Annotated in this window: 18 protein-coding genes; 1 reads left to right on the top strand and 17 read right to left on the bottom strand. The window is 67.8% G+C overall.

Annotation, left to right across the window (positions count from 1 at the left end):
* Nucleotides 1–81: 81 nt before the first annotated feature.
* From urtA to AN478_RS07095, 16 genes are all read right to left on the bottom strand, one after another.
* Nucleotides 82–1,377, bottom strand: coding sequence for an urea ABC transporter substrate-binding protein (gene urtA / locus AN478_RS07170; protein ID WP_054965942.1), 1,296 nt, complete (start codon nucleotides 1,375–1,377; stop codon nucleotides 82–84).
* Between the two features lie 35 nt (nucleotides 1,378–1,412).
* On the bottom strand, nucleotides 1,413–2,510 hold the full coding sequence (locus tag AN478_RS07165; RefSeq protein ID WP_074471301.1) for a porin family protein: 1,098 nt from the start codon (nucleotides 2,508–2,510) through the stop codon (nucleotides 1,413–1,415).
* Between the two features lie 286 nt (nucleotides 2,511–2,796).
* On the bottom strand, nucleotides 2,797–3,417 hold the full coding sequence (ureG, locus tag AN478_RS07160; protein WP_054965940.1) for an urease accessory protein UreG: 621 nt from the start codon (nucleotides 3,415–3,417) through the stop codon (nucleotides 2,797–2,799).
* Nucleotides 3,418–3,438: 21 nt separating this feature from the next.
* Nucleotides 3,439–4,107, bottom strand: coding sequence for an urease accessory protein UreF (locus tag AN478_RS07155; RefSeq protein ID WP_054965939.1), 669 nt, complete (start codon nucleotides 4,105–4,107; stop codon nucleotides 3,439–3,441).
* Nucleotides 4,104–4,565 carry an urease accessory protein UreE gene (gene ureE / locus AN478_RS07150; protein WP_054965938.1) on the bottom strand — a complete coding sequence of 154 codons (462 nt, stop codon included), beginning with the start codon at nucleotides 4,563–4,565 and terminating at the stop codon, nucleotides 4,104–4,106. Before ureE ends, AN478_RS07155 begins: the two co-directional genes overlap by 4 nt.
* Nucleotides 4,566–4,581: 16 nt before the next feature.
* Entirely contained in the window at nucleotides 4,582–6,285 is a 1,704-nt protein-coding gene (gene ureC / locus AN478_RS07145) for an urease subunit alpha (RefSeq protein ID WP_054965937.1), read from the bottom strand.
* Nucleotides 6,282–6,599 carry an urease subunit beta gene (locus AN478_RS07140; protein WP_054965936.1) on the bottom strand — a complete coding sequence of 106 codons (318 nt, stop codon included), beginning with the start codon at nucleotides 6,597–6,599 and terminating at the stop codon, nucleotides 6,282–6,284. Before AN478_RS07140 ends, ureC begins: the two co-directional genes overlap by 4 nt.
* A gap of 19 nt (nucleotides 6,600–6,618) precedes the next feature.
* Nucleotides 6,619–6,921 carry an urease subunit gamma gene (ureA, locus tag AN478_RS07135; RefSeq protein ID WP_054965935.1) on the bottom strand — a complete coding sequence of 101 codons (303 nt, stop codon included), beginning with the start codon at nucleotides 6,919–6,921 and terminating at the stop codon, nucleotides 6,619–6,621.
* A gap of 23 nt (nucleotides 6,922–6,944) precedes the next feature.
* The gene (locus AN478_RS07130) at nucleotides 6,945–7,781 is read right to left on the bottom strand and encodes an urease accessory protein UreD (RefSeq protein ID WP_054965934.1); all 837 of its coding nucleotides are present in this window, start codon (nucleotides 7,779–7,781) and stop codon (nucleotides 6,945–6,947) included.
* Nucleotides 7,774–8,397: an urease accessory protein UreH domain-containing protein gene (locus AN478_RS07125; RefSeq protein ID WP_074471300.1), complete on the bottom strand. Its 624-nt coding sequence runs from the start codon at nucleotides 8,395–8,397 to the stop codon at nucleotides 7,774–7,776. Before AN478_RS07125 ends, AN478_RS07130 begins: the two co-directional genes overlap by 8 nt.
* A gap of 698 nt (nucleotides 8,398–9,095) precedes the next feature.
* Nucleotides 9,096–10,304 carry an ammonium transporter gene (locus AN478_RS07120; protein ID WP_054965932.1) on the bottom strand — a complete coding sequence of 403 codons (1,209 nt, stop codon included), beginning with the start codon at nucleotides 10,302–10,304 and terminating at the stop codon, nucleotides 9,096–9,098.
* A gap of 168 nt (nucleotides 10,305–10,472) precedes the next feature.
* Nucleotides 10,473–11,267 carry a uroporphyrinogen-III synthase gene (locus tag AN478_RS07115; protein WP_054965931.1) on the bottom strand — a complete coding sequence of 265 codons (795 nt, stop codon included), beginning with the start codon at nucleotides 11,265–11,267 and terminating at the stop codon, nucleotides 10,473–10,475.
* A 35-nt stretch (nucleotides 11,268–11,302) separates the two neighbouring features.
* The gene (cysG, locus tag AN478_RS07110; RefSeq protein WP_082432997.1) at nucleotides 11,303–12,733 is read right to left on the bottom strand and encodes a siroheme synthase CysG; all 1,431 of its coding nucleotides are present in this window, start codon (nucleotides 12,731–12,733) and stop codon (nucleotides 11,303–11,305) included.
* A 26-nt stretch (nucleotides 12,734–12,759) separates the two neighbouring features.
* Nucleotides 12,760–13,149 carry a nitrite reductase small subunit NirD gene (gene nirD / locus AN478_RS07105; protein ID WP_231627355.1) on the bottom strand — a complete coding sequence of 130 codons (390 nt, stop codon included), beginning with the start codon at nucleotides 13,147–13,149 and terminating at the stop codon, nucleotides 12,760–12,762.
* On the bottom strand, nucleotides 13,149–15,587 hold the full coding sequence (gene nirB / locus AN478_RS07100; protein ID WP_054965930.1) for a nitrite reductase large subunit NirB: 2,439 nt from the start codon (nucleotides 15,585–15,587) through the stop codon (nucleotides 13,149–13,151). The genes nirD and nirB overlap by 1 nt, the downstream gene beginning before the upstream one ends.
* Before the next feature lie 299 nt (nucleotides 15,588–15,886).
* Complete coding sequence (locus AN478_RS07095) at nucleotides 15,887–16,717, bottom strand: formate/nitrite transporter family protein (protein ID WP_054965929.1); 831 nt, start codon at nucleotides 16,715–16,717, stop codon at nucleotides 15,887–15,889.
* Between the two features lie 450 nt (nucleotides 16,718–17,167).
* Between AN478_RS07095 and AN478_RS07090 the strand changes: the two genes are divergently transcribed.
* Nucleotides 17,168–18,892 carry a bifunctional protein-serine/threonine kinase/phosphatase gene (locus AN478_RS07090; protein WP_054965928.1) on the top strand — a complete coding sequence of 575 codons (1,725 nt, stop codon included), beginning with the start codon at nucleotides 17,168–17,170 and terminating at the stop codon, nucleotides 18,890–18,892.
* Between the two features lie 98 nt (nucleotides 18,893–18,990).
* On the opposite strand, the gene cynS is transcribed toward AN478_RS07090, so the two are convergent.
* A complete protein-coding gene (gene cynS, locus AN478_RS07085) occupies nucleotides 18,991–19,431 on the bottom strand; it encodes a cyanase (protein WP_054965927.1) in 441 nt (146 codons plus the stop codon).
* Nucleotides 19,432–19,517: the final 86 nt, after the last annotated feature.

The raw sequence follows: 19,517 nt of genomic DNA, 5'->3' as shown, positions 1-19,517 counted from the left end.
GGCTCGTGCTTGCTGGAAGAAGGAAAATTGGGTCGCCTGGGAAATGAAAGGGGGAGCCGGAGCTCCCCCTCCTCGGCCTCGTTACTCCACGTTCTGCCCGGAGCACTCGCCGGTTTCGACGTTGTAGTTGCCGCAGGACAGCGGGTTGCGCCAGTCGGCGATGAGGTCCTTGCTGCCGGGCAGGTAGTCGGACCAGGCGTCGCCGGCCACCGTGCCGGGGGTCTCCCACACCACGGAGAACTGGCCGTCGGGCTGGATCTCACCGATCAGCACCGGCTTGGTGATGTGGTGGTTGGGCATCATGGTGGCGATGCCGCCGGTGAGGTTGGGCACCGACACCCCGATGATGGCGTCCTTCACCGCGTCCACGTCCGTGGTGCCGGCCTGCTGCACCGCCTTCACCCACATGTTGAAGCCGAGGTAGTGGGCCTCCATGGGGTCGTTGGTGACGCGGCCCTTGTCGCCGATGTGGTCGTGCCACTGGCGGATGAACTGGATGTTCCGCTTCGTGGGCACGCTCATGAAGTAGTTCCAGGCCGCCATGTGGCCCACCAGCGGCTCGGTGTCGATGCCTGAGAGCTCCTGCTCGCCCACGGACATAGCGATCACCGGGATGTCCTCGGCGGAGACGTCCTGGTTGGCCAGCTCCTTGTAGAAGGGCACGTTGGCGTCGCCGTTGATGGTGGACACCACCGCGGTCTTCTTACCCTGCGAGCCGAACTCCTTGATACGCGAGACCTCGCTCTGCCAGTCGGAGTGGCCGAAGGGGGTGTAGTTGATGCGGATGTCGGCTTCCGCCACCCCGTGGTCCACCAGGTACTGCTTGAGGATCTTGTTGGTGGTGCGGGGGAAGACGTAGTCCGTGCCCTCCAGGACCCAGCGCTCCACGCCCACCTCGTTCATCAGGTAGTCCACCGCCGGTACGGACTGCTGGTTGGGCGCGGCCCCGGTGTAGAAGATGTTCTCCGAGGACTCCTCGCCCTCGTACTGCACCGGGTAGAACATCAGGCCGTTCAGTTCCTCCACCACCGGCAGCACGGACTTGCGGGACACCGAGGTCCAGCTGCCGAAGATGACGTCCACCTTCTTTTTGGCCAGCAGCTCGCGCGCCTTCTCGGCGAACAGCGGCCAGTCGGAGGCGGGGTCCACCACCACCGGCTTGAGCTTGCGCCCGAGCAGGCCGCCCTGCTCGTTCTGCTCCTCGATGAGCATGAGCATGGTGTCCTTCAGCGTGGTCTCGCTGATGGCCATGGTCCCGGACAGGGAGTGCAGCACGCCCACCTTGATGGGGTCCTTCTCGGCGTGGGCCACACCGGCCGTCAGACCGACGGTGGCGACGAGGGCCGCGAGGGCCTTTCCGATTCGTCCTTTACGCATGGGGAATCCCTTTCTCTGGATCTGGATGGCTCGGCTCAGACCTGGAGCTGCCAGCCGAGCAGGAAGAAGTTCTGCTCCACGCCGCCGGCATCCTCCTCCACCCCGGCGATGGCGGAGAGCTTGGCGTTGTGGCCGTCGATGATGTAGTTGAGGCCGCCTTCCAGACGGGTGTCCTCGCCGCCGCCGTCGTAGTCAAAGGACTGGTAGCGGACATGGGGCTGCAGCTGGCCGGGTCCCAGTTCGGGGCCCACCAGGAAGCTCATCAGGCCCCGCACGGAGTCGCCCGCGGTACGAACCGTGGAATCGGTGGCGCCGTCGAGGTCGTAGCTGTAGTAGGCCCCCTCCAGGGAGAAGACGCCGAAAGCCCCCAGGTTCTTCTCGAACAGGCCGTCCACGTTCCAGCCGGTGAAGTCTCCCGGGCTACCCGCGGTGCCCGCCCCGTCCTTCTCGAACATGCCCACCAGGCCGAGGGCGAGGATGTCCTTGTTGCCGTAGTAGGTGCTGGAGTTGTAGTAACCGGGCTCGGGGTCGAGGAAGTTGAGGGTCAGGCGCCCGGCGTACATCGGGTTGTCGTCCACGTCGGGACCGCCCTGGCGGCCCTCGAAGGCGCCCACCTGGTACTTGAAGGCTCCCTCTCCCACTGTTCCCCAAACCGCCGCGCCGTCGTCACGGCCGGCGTAGATGGCTGGATAACGGTTGGCCACCAGCGGAAAGTCGTAGGTGTTGAGGTAGTAGGGGCCGTCGAGGTTGGAGCGGTCGCTAGGGGGCAACATGCGACCGGCGCGGAAATTGAGGAGGTCGGTGGGCTCGTACTTGGCCAGGGCGTCGAGCACACGGACTTGGTCGTTGGTATTGGGGTCGAATTCGGTGTTGAATTCGAGCCCCAAGTCGGGATAAACGGTTCCCGATACATACAAGCGCATGTTGTCGAGCTGGAAGTCCTTGGAATAGGCGTCCCCGGATGGAGCGGCGTCCTCGTTCATCCGAAAGCTGGTCCGGACCCCGGCGCCGATGCTGATCCTACTGTCCTCGTCGATGTCGATCGTCGCTCCGGCCGCGGTGTCCGGGGCGTAGGAAAATCCCGATATTCCGGCCGCCAAAGCGGCCCCCAGGACCCAATTTCCTCGTCGCATGGATTTCCTCCGCAGTAGTGGGTTGCGGTCCTTTCACAGCAAGCGGGATGCCAAAACCCTAAATTGTTGTTTTTGCGTGTCTTTTTTGTCTATAATACGAATTTAAACCAATATATCGCCCCTTATTGGGGCATTTGGAAAGGAGACTGCATTAATTTAGAGCGGCCCTTCTTCCCCCCGTACGGCTTATGAAAAAAGGTAATGCTCCGGACCAAAAAAACGGCCCAAAGGAGAGCGAAGATTCGCCCCCTATGGGCCGCCGGAGGAGACCGGAAATTTCTGGTGGTTAGGTGGTAACCGAGAGCATGCCGGCTTCCTGGATGAAATGCGCAACTTCTTCGAGGCCCGCCCCCGATTGCAGGTTGGTGAACACGAAGGGGCGATCACCCCGCATGGTGCGGGCATCGTGGTCCATGACCTCCAGGGAGGCCCCAACCATGGGGGCGAGGTCCGTCTTGTTGATCACCAGCAGGTCCGAGCCGGTGATGCCCGGGCCACCTTTGCGCGGGATCTTGTCCCCGGCGGAGACGTCGATGACGTAGATGGTGAGATCGGAGAGCTCGGGGCTGAATGTGGCGCTCAGGTTGTCGCCCCCCGACTCCACCAGAACGAGGTCCAGGCCCGGAAAGCGGATGGCCAGCTCGCCCACCGCGTTCAGGTTCATGGAAGCGTCCTCCCGGATGGCGGTATGCGGGCAGCCCCCGGTCTCCACGCCCAGGATGCGCTCCTCGGGCAGCGCTCCGGTGCGGACCAAGAATTCCGCGTCCTCGCGGGTATAGATGTCGTTGGTGACCACCCCCAGGCTGTAATCGGCGCTCATGCGTTTGCACAGGGCGTCGAGCAGCGCGGTCTTCCCCGATCCCACGGGTCCGCCGATGCCGACGCGCAGGGGTTGTTGGCTCTCCATGACCGTTTCCCTCTCCTTGGCTTACGAACGAAACAAGCGGGTGTACTGGGTCTCGTGGGCGGCACTGGCAGCGGCCAGGCCCGGAAGGGTTCCGCCCAGGTCCTCGTCCTCCAGGTGGGCGGCGGCATCCACCACCCCTGGGATCCGGTCGCCGAGGGCGAGCTGGAGGCGCTGGCCGGCGGTCTGCCCGAGGGGCACCAGCTTCACCGCCGCCGCCACCTGGTTCTCCAGCCACGCCCAGGCGAAGCCGTGGCCGCATTCGCGCCAAGGGATCCCCCACCCCACCGCCGCCCGGGCGAACAGGGCGGCGAAGGTGACTTCCCGGTGGCCTGCCCACGCCGTGGCTCCCTCCATGCCGAGGTCACCCAGCAGTCGAGCCAACGCCTGGCCCAGATGGCGGTCCTCGGCGAGCAGCTCGCCGGATTCCCGCCCCGCCTGCAGGAAACGGCTCCAGATCCGGGCGCGCCCTTCATCCCCCACCGACCAGGCATCGTGAAGTCGGTAGAGGACCGGCAGGTCCCAGCCGCCGAGGCCGTGCTCCAGCTGGCCGCCCAGCCAGTCCCCGGTGCTCTCCTCACCGGTGACCCAACCCGCCGCCACCGCCTGTTCCAACCCCTGGGAGAACGCGTAGGCCCCTACCGGCAGGGCCGGGCTGGTGAGCTGGAGCAGGCGCACCAGGCCGGAGGTCATCCGGAGATTTCCCGGCGAGCGTGGTGCCCGTGGTTGTGGCCGGCGAAGGCGCCCTCCTCCGGCTCGAACACAGTGAATTCGGCCACCGGCTCGAGGCCCAGCCCCGCCACCATGCCGTCGAGCACGTGATCCTGGCCGTAGCGCACCCAGAACTCGCCCACCTGCAGGGGCACGTGGCGGTTGCCGAGGTGGTAGCAGGCGCGCGCCAGGGCGGGCTCATCCGGGGCGTAGGCGGTAGTCACCGGCTCCTGGGCGGCCACCACCTCCACCACAAGCCCGGACTCCGCCCGCAGCCGGTCGCCGCCGCGCAGGAAGGTGCCGCGGGGCAGGAACAGCCCCGCCTCCTCGCCGTCGTCGAGCCGCACCCGGGCCCGGCTGCGCTGGCGGACCTCGCAGGGCAGGGTCAGCGTGGTCTGGGGTTCGGTGGGCTCGGTGTATCGCTCGATCAGTCGCTGCACGAGTGGACCCTCCGATTCAGAACAGGAAGTAGCGTTGGGCCAGGGGCACCTCCGCCGCCGCCTCGCAGGCCAGCCGTTCGCCGTCGGCGCGCACCTCGTAGGTCTGCGGGTCGACGCTGAGCTCGGGGCAGCGGTCATTGAGGGCCATGTCGGCCTTGGTGACGGTCCGCGTGCCGCGTACCGGAAGCACCGGCTTGGCCAGCCCCAGCTCCTCGCCGATGCCGGCCTCGGCGGCGGCCTGGGAGACGAAGGTCACGCTGGTTGCGGCGCGCGCCCCCCCGTAGGCCCCGAACATGGGCCGGTAGTGCACCGGCTGCGGCGTGGGAATGGAGCCGTTGGGATCGCCCATGGGGGCGGCCGCGATCATGCCGCCCTTGAGGATCAGCGACGGCTTGGCGCCGAAGAAGGCGGGCTTCCACAGCACGATGTCCGCGAGCTTGCCCGCCTCCAGGGAGCCCACCTCCTCGGCGATGCCGTGGGTGCGGGCGGGGTTGATGGTGTACTTGGCCACGTAGCGCCGCGCGCGGAGGTTGTCGCTGGCGTTGCCGCCGTCCTCAGACAGCGGGCCGCGCTGGACCTTCATCTTGTGGGCGGTCTGCCAGGTGCGGCTGATCACCTCGCCCACCCGGCCCATGGCCTGGGAGTCGGAGGCGATCATGGCGAAGGCGCCCATGTCGTGGAGAATGTCCTCGGCGGCGATGGTCTCGCGGCGGATCCGCGACTCGGCGAAGGCTACGTCCTCGGGGATGTTGGGGTCGAGGTGGTGGCAGACCATGAGCATGTCGAGGTGCTCGTCCACGGTGTTCACCGTGTACGGGCGAGTGGGATTGGTGGACGAAGGCAGTACGTTGGTCTGCCCGGCGGCGCGGATGATGTCGGGGGCGTGACCGCCGCCGGCCCCCTCGGTGTGGTAGGTGTGGATCGCGCGTCCCTTAAAGGCGGCCAGGGTATCCTCCACGAAGCCCGATTCGTTGAGGGTGTCGGTGTGGATGGCCACCTGCACGTCGTAGCGTTCGGCGACGGAAAGGCAGTTGTCAATGGCCGCCGGGGTGGTGCCCCAGTCCTCGTGGAGCTTGAGGCCCAAGGCGCCGGCGGCCACCTGCTCCTCCAGGGGCTCCGGCCGGCTGGCGTTGCCCTTGCCGTGGAACCCCAGGTTCACCGGGAAGGCGTCGGCGGCCTGGAGCATGCGGTGGAGGTTCCACGGCCCCGGGGTGCAGGTGGTGGCGTTGGTGCCCGTGGCCGGGCCGGTGCCGCCGCCGAGCATGGTGGTTACCCCGGAGGTCAGCGCCTCTTCCACCAGCTGCGGGCAGATGAAGTGGATGTGGGCGTCGATCCCCCCGGCGGTGGCGATCAGGCCCTCCCCGGCGATGGCTTCGGTTCCCGGCCCCACCACCAGGTCCACGCCGGGCTGGGTGTCCGGATTGCCGGCCTTGCCGATGCCCAGGATGCGACCGTCCTTGATGCCGATGTCGGCCTTAACCACCCCCCAGTGATCGAGGATCAAAGCGTTGGTGATGACCACGTCGGCCACCTCGGCGGCGGGTTGTTGGCTCTGGCCCATGCCGTCGCGGATCACCTTCCCGCCGCCGAACTTCACCTCGTCGCCGTAGACGGTGCGATCCTCCTCCACCTCCAGGAACAGCTCCGTGTCGCCGAGGCGCACCCGGTCCCCCACGGTGGGGCCGTACATCTCCGCGTAGGCGTCGCGCTCCAGCCTCATTTCGTTTCCTCCAGGGGCCCCATGACCTGGCCGTTGAAGCCGTAGACCCGCCGGGCCCCGGCGAAGGCCACCAGCTCCACTTCCCGGCGCTGGCCGGGCTCGAAGCGCACGGCGGTGCCCGCCGGAATGTTCAGCCGGAAGCCGTAGGCGGCGGCGCGGTCGAAATCGAGGGCGCGGTTCACCTCGTAGAAATGGAAATGGGAGCCCACCTGGACCGGGCGGTCGCCGGGGTTGGCCACGGTGACCCGGACGGTTTCGCGGCCCTTGTTGAGGGCCAAGGCCTCCTCGGCCGGCAAGATCTCACCTGGGATCACGGTTCGCTCCTGCGTGGTGTCAGGGAATAGGGTTGTGGACGGTGACCAGCTTAGTGCCGTCGCGGAAAGTGGCCTCCACCTGCACCTCCTCCAGCATTTCCGGCACACCGCTCATGACGTCGTCGCGGCTGAGCAGGCCGCGGCCGTAGTCCATGAGCTCCGCCACCCCCCGTCCGTCGCGGGCACCCTCGGCCAGGGCCGAGGCGATGTAGGCGGAGGCCTCGGTATAGTTCAGCTTCACGCCGCGCTCCTTGCGCTCCCGGGCGACCATGGCTGCGGTATACAGCAGCAGCTTGTCCTTCTCACGGGGGGTCAGCTCCATGCCGTTCTCCTTGGGTAACAGATTCAGGTTCGCCAGATGCGGGGCGCCACCGGCGGCCTCCCCAGCAGCCCCGGGCGCAGGGCCGCCCACAGTGCCTGGAACCCCTGGCGGGCCTCGCCCGCATCCGGTCCGCGATAGCGGGCCACCAGAACATCGTCGAGGAGGGTCACGGTGAAGGCCTGCGAAGGGGCGCCGAGCACCCCACGTGCTAGCGCCACCGCCTCGGGACCTCCGGGAACGGCAGCGAAAGTGGCGGTCACCGGCTGCCCGTGAAGGCCCCAGGGGCCCTGCAGCAGTCCGGAACCACCGGTGAGGGAGGCACGCTCCAGCAGCAGGGGGCGCCCCTCCCGCCAAATCTCGAGCTCCTGGCGGCAGCCGCCGTGGCCGAAGCCCTCGCCGACGGCGGGGCGACCCAGGCAGAGCACCTCCCAGCCCAGGAAGCGGCCGCCTTCCACAAGGTCCACGCGGGTACGCAGCCGGGCGCGGCTCCCCGCGAAGGCGATGGTCTCCTGGGGCAGCCACTCCAATGCGGCGTCCCGCCCCACTACCAGCCTTTGGTCCACCACCGCCCCGTGTCCCTCGCTGCGGTAGAGTTTGTTGGCGCCCGGGGTGGTAATCACCGCCCGGCTCTCCGGGCGCAGGGTCGCCCCGAGGAACAGCCGGTCCCCCCCTACCACCCCGCCAGGCGGATGGAGGAGATAGGCGTGGCAGGTGCCGTCCGCCTCGGGGTAGAAGGGGCGCTGAACCAGGAGCGGGCCCCGGTGGCGGCGCTCCGAGAGGACGGTGCGGGCGCCGCGCCGCCGGAAGCCGAGGCGCAGCTCGCCGCGCCAACCCTCGTGGAGAAGGGCCGGATCAGCCATGGGCCCAGGTCTCCCCCACCAAAACCAGGCCCATGGTGAAGGCGGTGATCCCGATGCCGGCGCGAGCCATGCCCAGGGAGCGGTCGCGCCGCCGGGCCAGTGCGGCGATGGTTGAGCCCAGCACACCGCCGAAGGCCAGCATGGCGGTCAGGACCCCCACGCAGAAGATGGCCAGGTAGGCCAGTCCCGCCCATTCCGAGTGCATTGCCGCAGCGGGGAGGACCGCCAGCAGGGGGGCTGTTCCGGCCGTGCCATGGATCAAACCCACCAGGTAGGCGCCCCGGGACCGTGGTGCCTCGCCCTCCCCGCGCGGGTATCGCTCCGTCCACCAGTTTCCCACCAGCCGGGCACCGATGTAGGCGAGCAGTACCCCCACCAGGATCTCGGCCCAGGCACTCAAACGGTGCGGAATGGCCAGATCGAGGGCCAGCACCGCACCGCCAACCGCGAACAGGGCCATCCCGTGGCCCAAGGCCCAGGGAAGGCAGTAGCGTAGACCGCCGGACTGCCTGGTTTCGGATCCCGAAAGGCCGGTCACCGCCAGCAGGTGGTCTGCGTCGAGGGCATGGAGGGCGCCCAGACCGAAGCCCAGGGCAAGTATCCCCGCCGGTTCCATCAACACCAGATTCTTCTCCTCTACGGGTTTCCACCAAACTCTATTGGCGGATATCGCAATGGCCGTGCCATTACGCCCCCAAGCTAACCGGATCTTTGGTTAATATACTGTTTTTTTGAAAGAAAATTGGCAGGTTTGGGCCCGTCGGGTGGATGCAAGGAAGGCGGAGGTGCTAGGCCAGCATGGTGCGGGAATTGCCGCCGCCGCCCCATATTGGTGCGGGATCCGGTTGGGGCGCGCCCCGACGCGCTACCCGTATGGGGGTGGATCAACGGCAGCCATGCGAAACGGTTTGTCGGGCATGCCCCCTTCCATTGGCCACGGACAGGAGGATTGGGTCGGATCGCGAGCTTGTAAGGCGCTAGCTGAAGGGAGCCATGGACGTCTGGCGGACTGCTCCCAGGACTAGCCAGGATTCCGGGATGGGGGGGAGGGGGAAGACCCCGACAAGTTGAAAAAATGGCTTGCCCTGGAAGGGCAAGCCATTGCACCGGAAGGAGCCGGGGGCGCCGGGGACAGGGTTCGAACTCGGGGCCTATGGACCGGGATGCGGACGGTTATTACCTCGCTCGCCTCTGACCACCTGGATACCCCCTGGTGTCCCACTTCGAAACCTTACCTTCCATTTCCCCCAGAGGGCTTACCCCTGCCTCCCCCCTTTCCCGAGGGGGTTGGGGAGGAAATTGGTCCGGGCCCTGTCAGCCTCGTAAAACGCCATCAAACTCCGGTTCGGATTCGATGTGGTGCAGGGAAAGGTCGGCGCCTTCGAACTCCTGCTCCTGGGAGAGGCGGAGACCGACCAGGTTGCGCAGCACGCCGTACACCAGCACCCCGCCCGCCAAGGCGATGGCCACGCCCAGGAGGGTGCCCACCACCTGCGCGGCCAGGCTCACTCCGCCCAGGCCGCCCAGTGCCTTGGCCCCGAAGATACCGGCGGCGATGCCGCCCCAGGCGCCGCACAGGCCATGCAACGGCCATACCCCCAGCACGTCGTCGATCTTCCACCGGTTCTGGGTGAGGGTAAAGGTGCCCACGAACAGGGCGCCGGCCACCGCCCCGGTGGCCAAGGCCCCGGCTGGATGCATGACGTCGGAGCCGGCGCACACCGCCACCAGGCCCGCCAGCGGGCCGTTATGCACAAACCCCGGGTCATTGCGGCCCACGAACAGGCCAGCCAGGGTGCCGCCCACCATGGCCATGAGGCTGTTTAGGGCCACCAAGCCGCTGATCCCGTCGACGGCCTGGGCGGACATGACGTTAAAGCCGAACCAGCCCACCGCCAGGATCCAGGCCCCCAGCGCCAAGAAGGGGATGCTGGAGGGCGGGTGGGCATAGACAACCCCATTCTTCCCGTAGCGGCCGTGGCGGGGCCCCAGCAAAAGCACAGCGGCCAGGGCGACCCAACCGCCCACGCCGTGAACCACAACGGAACCGGCGAAGTCGTGGAAACCGGCTCCAAAGGTAGCCGCGAGCCAGTCCTGGAAGCCGAAATTGCCGTTCCAGGTGATGCCCTCAAACACGGGATAAACGAGGCCCACCAGAAGGGCCGTAGCCGCCAGCTGCGGACCGAAGCGGGCCCGCTCGGCGATTCCGCCCGAGATTATGGCGGGGATGGCGGCCGCGAAGGTGGCCAGGAAGAAGAATTTGACCAGTTCGTAGCCGTTGGCCGCCACCAGCTCCTCGGCTCCCAGCAGGAATCCGGAACCGTAGGCCAGGGTGTAGCCGAGGAAGAAATACACCACTGTGGACACGGAGAAATCGGACAGGATCTTGACCAGGGCATTGACCTGGTTCTTTTTGCGCACTGTGCCCACTTCGAGGAAGGCGAAGCCGGAGTGCATGGCCAGCACCATGATGGCGCCGAGGAGAACGAAGAGGGTGTCGGCAGCGGCGGAATGCACGTCCATGGGGCCTCCGGGTTGGTCCGTTTGGGGGCACCGGGAGGCAAGATCCGCACCAAAGACGGGCAAAGACACAAAATCAGGAAGGTAAACAGAACAAGGAAGCCCAGGAGGGGGCCGGATGCACCATGTTGGAGGCCAGCGCCCGGGAGTTGCCCCAAACCAGGGCGCGACTCACCCGAAGCCACCCAGCTCCGACTCCAGGGCCCGCACCAGGGGCTTCATGAAATAGCTGCCTTGGGGGGTAATGGCTGGGGGGACCCCCCGTTGGCTCAGGGCCTCCGCCACCACCGGGCCCACGGCGGCCACCGGCGTCTCCAACAGGGCGGCCGCCAGCCCCTCCTCCCGGCCGACCCGCCCCGCCACCTGGAACAACCGGCGCACCTGCTGCCTGCTGGTGAAGGCGATGGAGTCCAGTTGCCCCCCTTCCAGCTCGTCCAACAGTTCCGCTACCCGTCGGTTCTCGGCCTCGGAGGCGTAGATATAGGGGGCCACGGGATCCGGTTCGGCCCCGGCCTCGCGCAGGAAGGCCATAAAGGGCTCGTTGGGCTCGGCTCCGTAGAGCTGCACCCCTACCCGGCGGCCGTTCAGCCCCAGCGCGGACAGGCTGTGGATGAGGCCGCCGGTGGTGGCCTCCTGGGGAGCGTGGTCAGGCTGCAGGCCGAGCCGACGGAGCTCGCGGGCTGGCTTGGGACCGCGCGCGGTCACCGGGATCCGCGCCAGGGCCGCGACCAATTCCCGCTGTCGCCCGCGCTCCGTGGCCACCGCCAGGAGCCGGCGCAGGCCCTCGCCGGTGAAGAGCACCAGGTGGTCCAGCTCGCCCCCCAACAGCCGGTCGAGCCAATCGAGCACCGGCTCCCGGTCCGGGTTGTCGCGGATGCTCACCAGGGGGCAGCGCACCGGCTCGGCGCCGCGGTCCGCAAGCATGCGGGCCAGCAGGTCCAGCTCGCGGCTCTCCGGAAGGGCCACGCGCCTCCCCCGAAGCCGCCCCTTGGCGCCATCCCCTACCAAGACGGTCTTACCTCGCCACCCCCGGGGGCCGGGGCCGGCTCCAGAGGGGTGCCCAGGAGGCGGCCCCGCAGGCGCACCACCTCGCCGACGATGATCAGGGCCGGGGACCGGCGTGGCAGGCGGTCCGTGACCTCCGGAAGCTCCGCAAGGGTCGCCGTCACCACTTCCTGGGCGGGGGTGGTGCCCCCCACCACCACGGCCGTGGGGGTATCCGGTGCCCGGCCCGCAACCAGCAGGCGGTCGCGGAGGCGGGGAAGGTTGCCCAGCCCCATGTAGAACACGCTGGTGCGCCGGTCCTGCGCCAGCTCCGCCCAGTCGTGCTCCGGTTCGCCGCGACAGCCATGGCCGGTGGCCAGGGTCACCGATTCAGCGACCCCCCGGTGAGTCAGGGGGATGCCAGTGGCCGCAGCGCAGCCGCTGGCGGCGGTAACGCCCGGCACCACTTGGCAGGGGATGCCGGCGGCGGTTACGGCCTCCCACTCCTCGGCGCCGCGTCCAAACACCAGCGGGTCGCCGCCCTTGAGGCGCAGAACCCGTTTCCCGGCCCGGGCCAGGTCGATGAGCAGGCCGTTGATCTCCCCCTGGGGGCGACTGTGGCAGCCGGCGGCCTTGCCCACGGGGATGCGCTCGGCATCGCGCCGCACCCGGTCGAGGATGGCCGACGGCACCAGGCGGTCATGCAGGACCACGTCGCACTCCCCCATCAGGCGCGCCGCCTTGAGGGTAAGCAGATCCGGATCCCCGGGCCCCGCTCCCACCAGGTAGACCTCGCCGGTATTAGCGGCGGTGGAACGGTCCGCCGCCAGCTCGGCCTCCATAGCGGCCCGGGCCTCGGCGTCCCGCCCGGCGCGCGCTGCCCGTCCGGCCTCCCCGTCCAGCGCCCGCTCCCAGAAGCGGAGGCGATCGTCGAAGTCCGGAAGGCGTTCCCGGACCCGGTGGCGGTATTCGTCGGCCAGGGCGGCCAGGGGCCCGAGGCCGGGCTCGAGGTCGCGCTCCAGCCGCGCCCGCACGCGGCGGGCCAGCACCGGGGAAGCCCCGCCGCTGGACACCGCCACTACCAGGGGGGACCGGTCCACCACCGCCGGCATGATGGCGCTACTGGCGGCGCGGTCGTCCACGGCGTTGACCGGGACGTTAAGCTCCCGGGCCACCGCCGCCACCGCCCGATTGACCTCGGCGTTGCCGGTGGCGGCCACGACCAGCGCCCGCCCGGCGGCGTCGGTGTCGCGGAAGGCCCGAGCCTTATGGGCGATGCTGCCATCGGCCATAAGGGCCGCCAGCCCATCGGTCAGATCCGGGGCCACCACGGTGATGCGAGCCCCGGCCCGGCGCAGCATGCCCACCTTGCGTTCGGCCACCTCACCGCCGCCCACCACCAGACAGGGTTGGGTTCGGAAGTTGTGGAACAGAGGAAGATAGGCCAGCCCATCCTCCCGGGCCGTTACCCCCCTCATGAGGCTGACTCCGTCTTCCGGGAGGAGGAGGCGGAGCGCTGGGTCGGGACCTGGAGGAACACCTTTTCCTCGACCACGGCGACGGGATAGGTTCGGGCGCAGCCCTCGTCGGGAGCCACGGCTTCCCCACCGGCCAGCTCGATGCGCCAGTCGTGCAGGGGGCAGGCCACCCGGTGGCCGTAGACGATGCCCTCGGAAAGCGGGCCGCCGCGATGGGGGCAGCGGTCGTCGAGGGCGAACACATGGTCGTCCCCCGTGCGGAATACGGCGATGTCGCCGCCGGCGGTGCGAACCACGCGCGCACCGCGGGCGGGAATGGCATCCAGCGGCCCGAGGTCGAGCCATTCGGTGTCGGTCATGGTTTTCTCCCGTTCGGTGGCGGCCATCAGCCGGCCACCTCCTTGAGGGGGATGTAGGGACGCTGGTCGGCGCTTTCGGCGTGCTGGCGCCAGGGATCGACCTGGGCGAAGGACTGGGCGTACCAGAATCGCTCGGCCAAGGCCGCCCGGGCGTCACCGTCGTCCACCACCCGCTCCCGAATAGGGGCCAGGCCGACGCGCTCCACCCAGTGGGCGGTGCGCTCCAGGTAGTGGGCCTGCTCGCGGTAGAGCTGCAGGAAGGCCGCCGTGTGTTCCTTGACCTGGTCGGCGGTATCCACCCGGGTCAGGAAGTCGCAGGCGCGCACCTTGGTGCCGCCGTTCCCGGCCACGTGGATCTCCCAGCCCGATTCCACCGCCACCACGCCGACGTCCTTGACGGTGGACTCGGCGCAGTTGCGCGGGCAGCCGGAGACCGCCAGCTTGACCTTGTGCGGGGTCCACGCGCCCCAGGCCATATGCTCCAGCTCGATGCCCAGGCTGGTGGAATCCTGCACCCCGAAGCGGCACCACTCCTGGCCGACGCAGGTCTTCACCGTGCGCACCGCCTTGCCGTAGGCGTGGCCGGAGACGAAACCGTGGGCAGCCAGATCGGCCCACACCTGGGGCAGGTTCTCCTTGGCCACCCCCAGCAGGTCCACGCGCTGGCCGCCGGTGAACTTGACCGTGGGCACCTCGTATTTCTCGGCCACCTCGGCGATGGCGCGCAGCTGGGCGGGGCTGGTGACGCCGCCCCAGATGCGCGGCACCACCGAGTAGGTGCCGTCCTTCTGGATGTTGGCGTGGGCGCGCTCGTTGACGAACCGCGAGGCGGGGTCGTCGGCGTACTCGCCCGGCCAGGCGCACAACAGGTAGTAGTTCAGCGCCGGCCGGCACTTGTTGCAGCCGTCCTCGCTCCCCCACTCCAGGAAGTGCATGACCTCGGGGATGGATTTGAGGGCATGGTCGCGGATGGCGGCGCGCACCTCGTCGTGGCTGTACTCGGTGCAGCCGCAAAGGGCCTTCTTCGCCGGGGTCGTCTCATAGCCCTCGCCTACCGTGGAGGCGAGCAACGACTCCACCAGCCCGGTGCACGAGCCGCAGGAGGAAGAAGCTTTGGTGTGGGCGCGCACGTCCTCCAGGGTGAACAGGCCCTTGTCGCCGATGGCCTGGACGATGTCGGCCTTGCTCACACCGTTACAGCCGCAGATCTCCACGTCGTCGGCCATGGCCGCCACGCGGTTGCCCTCGCCGTGACCGGCGTCGCCCAGGTGGGCCTGGCCGAACAACAGCTGGTCGCGCAGCTCCGAGATGTCCGTGCCGTCGCGCATGAGCTGGAAGTACCAGGAGCCGTCGATGGTGTCGCCGAACAGCACGGCGCCGGCAATGCGGTTTTCCTCGATCACCAGCTTCTTGTAGACGCCGCCAGCGGCATCGGCCAACACCATGGCCTCGCTGTCCGCGCCACCGTGGAAGTCGCCGGCGGAGAACAGGTCGATGCCCGAGACCTTGAGCTTGGTGGAGGTCACCGAGCCTTCGTAGCGGGCGGTTCCGGCCTCGGCCAAGTGGTTGGCGGCCACCTTGGCCTGGTCGAACAGGGGCGCCACCAGGCCGTAGGTGGCGCCGCGGTGCTGCACGCACTCGCCCACCGCCCAGATGCGCGGGTCGAAGGTCTGCATGGTGTCGCCCACCAAGATGCCGCGCTCGCAGTAGATGCCGGAGGATTCGGCCAGCCCGGTGTTGGGGCGAATGCCGGCGGCCATGACCACTAGGCCGGCATCCAGCTCGCGGCCGTCGTTCAAGCGAATGCCGGTCGCCGCCTCCTCGCCGAGGATGGCCTCGGTGGTGGCCGGCAGCTCGAAACGGATGCCGCGCTCGGCCATGGACTGCTGCAGCATGCGCCCGGCGGGGGCGTCGAGCTGGCGTTCCATGAGGTGGTCGGCGATGTGCACCACGGTCACTTCCATGCCGCGCTCGCGCAGGCCGTGGGCCGCCTCCAGGCCGAGCAGGCCGCCGCCGATGACCACCGCCCTGTCGTGCTTGGCGCTGGCCTCGGTCATGGCCTCGACGTCGGCGATGTCACGGAAGGTGACCACCCCGGGGAGGTCGGCGCCCGGGATGGGCAGGCGCACCGGACGCGAGCCGGTGGCCAGGATCAGCCGGTCGTAGTCGGCGGTCGTGCCATCAGCCGCGATGATCCGACGCCCACCACGATCGATCTCCGCGACCGCGGTCCCCGTCCGCAGCTCTATGCCGTTGTTCTCGTACCAGTCGCGGCCGTTGAGGCAGATTTCGTCGATGGTCTTGTCGCCGGCGAGCACCGGGGACAGCAGGATGCGGTTGTAGTTGGCGTAGGGCTCGTCGCCGAACACCGTGACGGCGTATTTCTCCGGGGCGAGCTTGAGCAGTTCCTCCAGGGTGCGCACCCCGGCCATACCATTTCCCACAAGTACCAGTCGTTCCGTCATGGCGGTTTCCCTTGGCTTCCCAATGCCCGGACCGGATGGACCCGGCCTCGCTAACCGCCTAAGAAGCAATGGCAATGCCACTTCCTGCACAGCTTCTTAAAATGCGCACAAACAACCGTTTACGGGATTCAACCGTCCTGGCTACCGCCAGCACATTGCCTCGAAGGGGTGCAGGGGAAGGGAGAAGCTCACCAATGCTGTGCGTTGGCGCTTGCCGAAAAGCAGAAAAAGGCCCGGCCTTGCGGCCGGGCCCATGACACGGGTTTAGGGAGAAGGCCGGCGACCGGCCCCTCCGTGGTTTACTTGGCCATGGCCACCTCGGGGAACTCCTTCTTGGCCCCGGTACGGACATGGGTCGTATAGAGCACCAGGCCGACCAGGACCAGTCCGCCGGCGATATTGCCCAGCACCGTCGGGATCTCGTTCCAGAGGAGATAGTCGGTGAACGTGAAATCCGCGCCCATCATGAGTCCGGTTGGGAAGAGGAACATGTTCACCACGGAGTGCTCGAAGCCGAGGTAGAAGAAGACCATGATCGGCATCCACATGCCGATGACCTTGCCCGGCACGCTCGTCGAGATCGCCGCGCCGACGACACCCATCGAGACCATCCAATTACAGAACATGCCGCGCATGAACAGGTGGAGCAGGCCCCAGAACCCGGCATCGGCGTACATGCTGGTGCGTTTCTCGCCGACGGCCATTATTTTCTGACCAATGTCGTTGACGGCGGCATTGAAGCCATCAGTGAAATACATAAAGGCGAAAAAGGCGATAAACAGGGAGCCGGCGAGATTCCCGATACCAACAAGCAGCCAGGACTTCAGCATGCGCGGTAACGTCACGCCCGGGCGGCCATCGAGCCATGCCATCGGGATAATCGTGAAGACCCCGGTCAACAAGTCATAGCCCATGAGATACAGCATGGAAAAGCCGACGGGGAAGAGAATGGCCCCGAGAAGGAACGAGCCGGTATTTACCGCGATCGAGACGGCGAACACCACCGCCAGGGCCAGAGTGGCACCGGCCATGAAACCGCGCAGGATGGTGTCGCGCTCGCTCATGTAGACCTTGGATTCGCCCTGGTCCACGAGCTTGGTCACGAACTCAGACGGGTTGAGATAGGACATTTCAGGCCTCCTTGTTTGGCCGGTGGCAAGCCGATTTCCAGAGGCTGGAGGTCGTGGGCCCACCGCGACGTCCTGCCACTGGAATCGCCCAAGTCACCCGGAGGGGAGAGCATGGTCTGTGCCAAACTGCTGGAGGCTCTTCGGAACGCCCGGCATGGAACGTCCTATAAAGGCTCATTCCCGCGAATTTTCGAGACCGAGCCCCAGAGGCTGCCGGGATCGGAAGGGGGGGCACGGCCCCGCTGAAGCGTGGCCAGCCGCCTACCAAAAGGGTGCAAGGGGAAAATGCAGGCACAAATTTGGGGCGATCGCGGGCCCGAGGGTCCTGCCGGCGCCCGTTACCGATGGGGCATGGCCATTGCACCGCCGGCCGTGTAAGCAGGCCGGTTTTGCCACCATCGGGGCTCCCGGCCAAACCCATCCGCCTGACCGACCGTCCTGGGTTCAAACATGCCCGACCGTCTCGAGATCACCGTGGGACAGAGCTCCGACAAGGGCCGCAAGAGCGTCAACCAGGACTTCTACGCGGCCTACCTCCCCAGGGAGCCACAATTACGCGCCAAGGGGGCCGCCATCGCCCTCGCCGACGGGATCAGCAGCAGCGACGTCGCGCAGATCGCCAGCCAGACCGCGGTTCGATCCTTCCTCGAGGATTACTACTGCACCTCCGAGGCGTGGTCGGTGAAGCGATCGGCCCAACAGGTCATCCTGGCCACCAATTCCTGGCTCCATTCCCTGAGCCGGCGGGGGGCCCATCCCCACGACCGGGAGCGGGGCTACGCCTGCACCCTGAGCGCCATGGTCCTGAAGGCCACCACGGCGCACATCTTCCACGTGGGCGACGCCCGCATCTACCGGCTCCGTGGCGACAGCCTGGAGCAGCTCACCGAGGACCACCGCATCTGGCTGTCCCAGAACGAGGGCTACCTGGGCCGGGCCCTGGGCGTGGACCGCCACGTGGAGATCGACTATTGGAGCCTGCCGCTGGAGCGGGACGACATCTTCCTGTTCGCCACCGACGGGGTCTACGAGCACCTCGCCCCCGAGGTCCTGACCGAAACCGTCCGACGCCACGGCAGCGACCTCGACGCAGCCGCCAAGACCCTGGTCAACGAGGCCTACCAGCAGGGCAGCACCGACAATCTGACGGCCCAGCTGATCCGGGTTGAAGCCCTCCCGGAGGACGACATCGAGGAGCACCAGCGGCGCCGGGCGGAGCTGCCGTTCCCCCCTGCGCTGGAGCCCGGCGCCCATTTGGACGGTTTCGAGATCCTGCGCGAGCTCCACGCAAGCCACCGCAGCCACGTCTACCTCGCCCGGGACCTCCAGTCGAACACCCGCGTGGCCCTCAAGACCCCAACGGCAGAGCTGAAGAACGATCCGGTCCTGCTCGACCAATTCCTGACCGAGGAGTGGATCGCCCGCCGGATCAGCAGCCCCCACGTGATCAAGGCCCGTCTGCCCGAGCGGCGGCGGAGCTACACCTATCTCATCATGGAGTTCGTGGAGGGCCGGACGCTGACCCAGTGGATGCGGGACAACCCCGATCCACCCCTGGAGAAGGTCCGGGACATCGTGGGGCAGATCGCCCGCGGACTGCGCGCCTTCCATCGCCACGAGATGGTGCATCAGGACATCCGCCCGGATAACATCCTGATCGACGAGGCCGGCACCGCCCGCATCATCGACCTGGGATCCACGAGGCTGGCCGGCCTCACCGACGGTCGGGCCCTGTTCGCCGGGGACCGTTTGCTGGGCACCGAGCAGTATTCCGCCCCCGAATACTTTCTCGGTGCCGCTGGCTCGGTCCGATCGGACGTGTTCTCCCTCGGCGTGGTGACCTACCAGATGCTGACCGGCACCCTCCCCTACGGGACGCAGGTTCCCAAGGCCCGCACCCGGGCCGCGCAGCACAAGCTGAAGTACGAGCCCGCCCTGAACCGCAATCGGAGCCTCCCGGCCTGGGTGGACGCCACCTTGCGCCGGGCCGTCCACCCCAATCCCGAACGCCGCTACGCCGACGCGGACGAGCTCGCCTACGACCTGCGCCACCCGCGCCGGGAATTCCTGGACGCCCACCGGCCACCCTTGATCGAGCGCAATCCGGAGAGCTTCTGGCAGGGGGTGTCCGCGGTCCTGGCCGTTCTCCTGGCCCTGGCCATCGCCCTGGATTAAGCCCGGCCCGGCAACGCAAAAACCCGGCGGAACGGACTCCGCCGGGCCGGGAGCGGGGCCTCGGAGGGAGGAACGGGCCCCGCGTAAGCAGCAGCCTTCTACCAGATCTTGTAGGGCAGGAACTTGCCGTTCATGGTCACCACCACGCGGTCGCCCTTGGGGTCCTCCTGGCGATCCACATCCAGGGTGAAGTCGATGGCCGACATGATGCCGTCACCGAACTTCTCGTGGATGATCTCCTTAACCGAGGTGCCGTACACCTGCATGATCTCGTAGAAACGGTAGACCAGCGGGTCGGTGGGCACGGCCTGCTCCGTCCCCTTCATGGGGCAGACCGCCAGGGCCTCAACCACCTCACCGGACAACCCCAGGGCTGCAGTCAGCTTCTCCCCGTATTCCCGCGGCATGCTGCTCTGCCCCAGGCAGGCGGAGGTGACGAAGACGGGGTTGAGGCCCACCTGGGCGGCAATCTCCTCCCAGCTCCACCCCTTGTCAGCCTTGGCGGCCATGATGGTCTCGGTCATAGCCAGCTTATCCATGGCGGCGCTCCTCTTGGTTGGTAACGCCCGGCTGGCTGCACCTTCTATGCCAATCCCCCACCCACCGGAACCAGGGCCAATATTCT

It is taken from the genome of Thiohalorhabdus denitrificans, from assembly GCF_001399755.1.
Classification (GTDB): Bacteria; Pseudomonadota; Gammaproteobacteria; order Thiohalorhabdales; family Thiohalorhabdaceae; genus Thiohalorhabdus; species Thiohalorhabdus denitrificans.
This window is presented reverse-complemented; position numbering and strand designations above follow the sequence as displayed.

Coding starts and splice junctions, on each gene's coding strand:
- urtA (WP_054965942.1), bottom strand. CDS start 1,377: ATGCGTAAAGGACGAATCGGAAAGGCCCTCGCGGCCCTCGTCGCCACC.
- AN478_RS07165 (WP_074471301.1), bottom strand. CDS start 2,510: ATGCGACGAGGAAATTGGGTCCTGGGGGCCGCTTTGGCGGCCGGAATA.
- ureG (WP_054965940.1), bottom strand. CDS start 3,417: ATGGAGAGCCAACAACCCCTGCGCGTCGGCATCGGCGGACCCGTGGGA.
- AN478_RS07155 (WP_054965939.1), bottom strand. CDS start 4,107: ATGACCTCCGGCCTGGTGCGCCTGCTCCAGCTCACCAGCCCGGCCCTG.
- ureC (WP_054965937.1), bottom strand. CDS start 6,285: ATGAGGCTGGAGCGCGACGCCTACGCGGAGATGTACGGCCCCACCGTG.
- ureA (WP_054965935.1), bottom strand. CDS start 6,921: ATGGAGCTGACCCCCCGTGAGAAGGACAAGCTGCTGCTGTATACCGCA.
- AN478_RS07130 (WP_054965934.1), bottom strand. CDS start 7,781: ATGGCTGATCCGGCCCTTCTCCACGAGGGTTGGCGCGGCGAGCTGCGC.
- AN478_RS07125 (WP_074471300.1), bottom strand. CDS start 8,397: ATGGAACCGGCGGGGATACTTGCCCTGGGCTTCGGTCTGGGCGCCCTC.
- AN478_RS07120 (WP_054965932.1), bottom strand. CDS start 10,304: ATGGACGTGCATTCCGCCGCTGCCGACACCCTCTTCGTTCTCCTCGGC.
- nirD (WP_231627355.1), bottom strand. CDS start 13,149: ATGGCCGCCACCGAACGGGAGAAAACCATGACCGACACCGAATGGCTC.
- nirB (WP_054965930.1), bottom strand. CDS start 15,587: ATGACGGAACGACTGGTACTTGTGGGAAATGGTATGGCCGGGGTGCGC.
- AN478_RS07095 (WP_054965929.1), bottom strand. CDS start 16,717: ATGTCCTATCTCAACCCGTCTGAGTTCGTGACCAAGCTCGTGGACCAG.
- AN478_RS07090 (WP_054965928.1), top strand. CDS start 17,168: ATGCCCGACCGTCTCGAGATCACCGTGGGACAGAGCTCCGACAAGGGC.
- cynS (WP_054965927.1), bottom strand. CDS start 19,431: ATGGATAAGCTGGCTATGACCGAGACCATCATGGCCGCCAAGGCTGAC.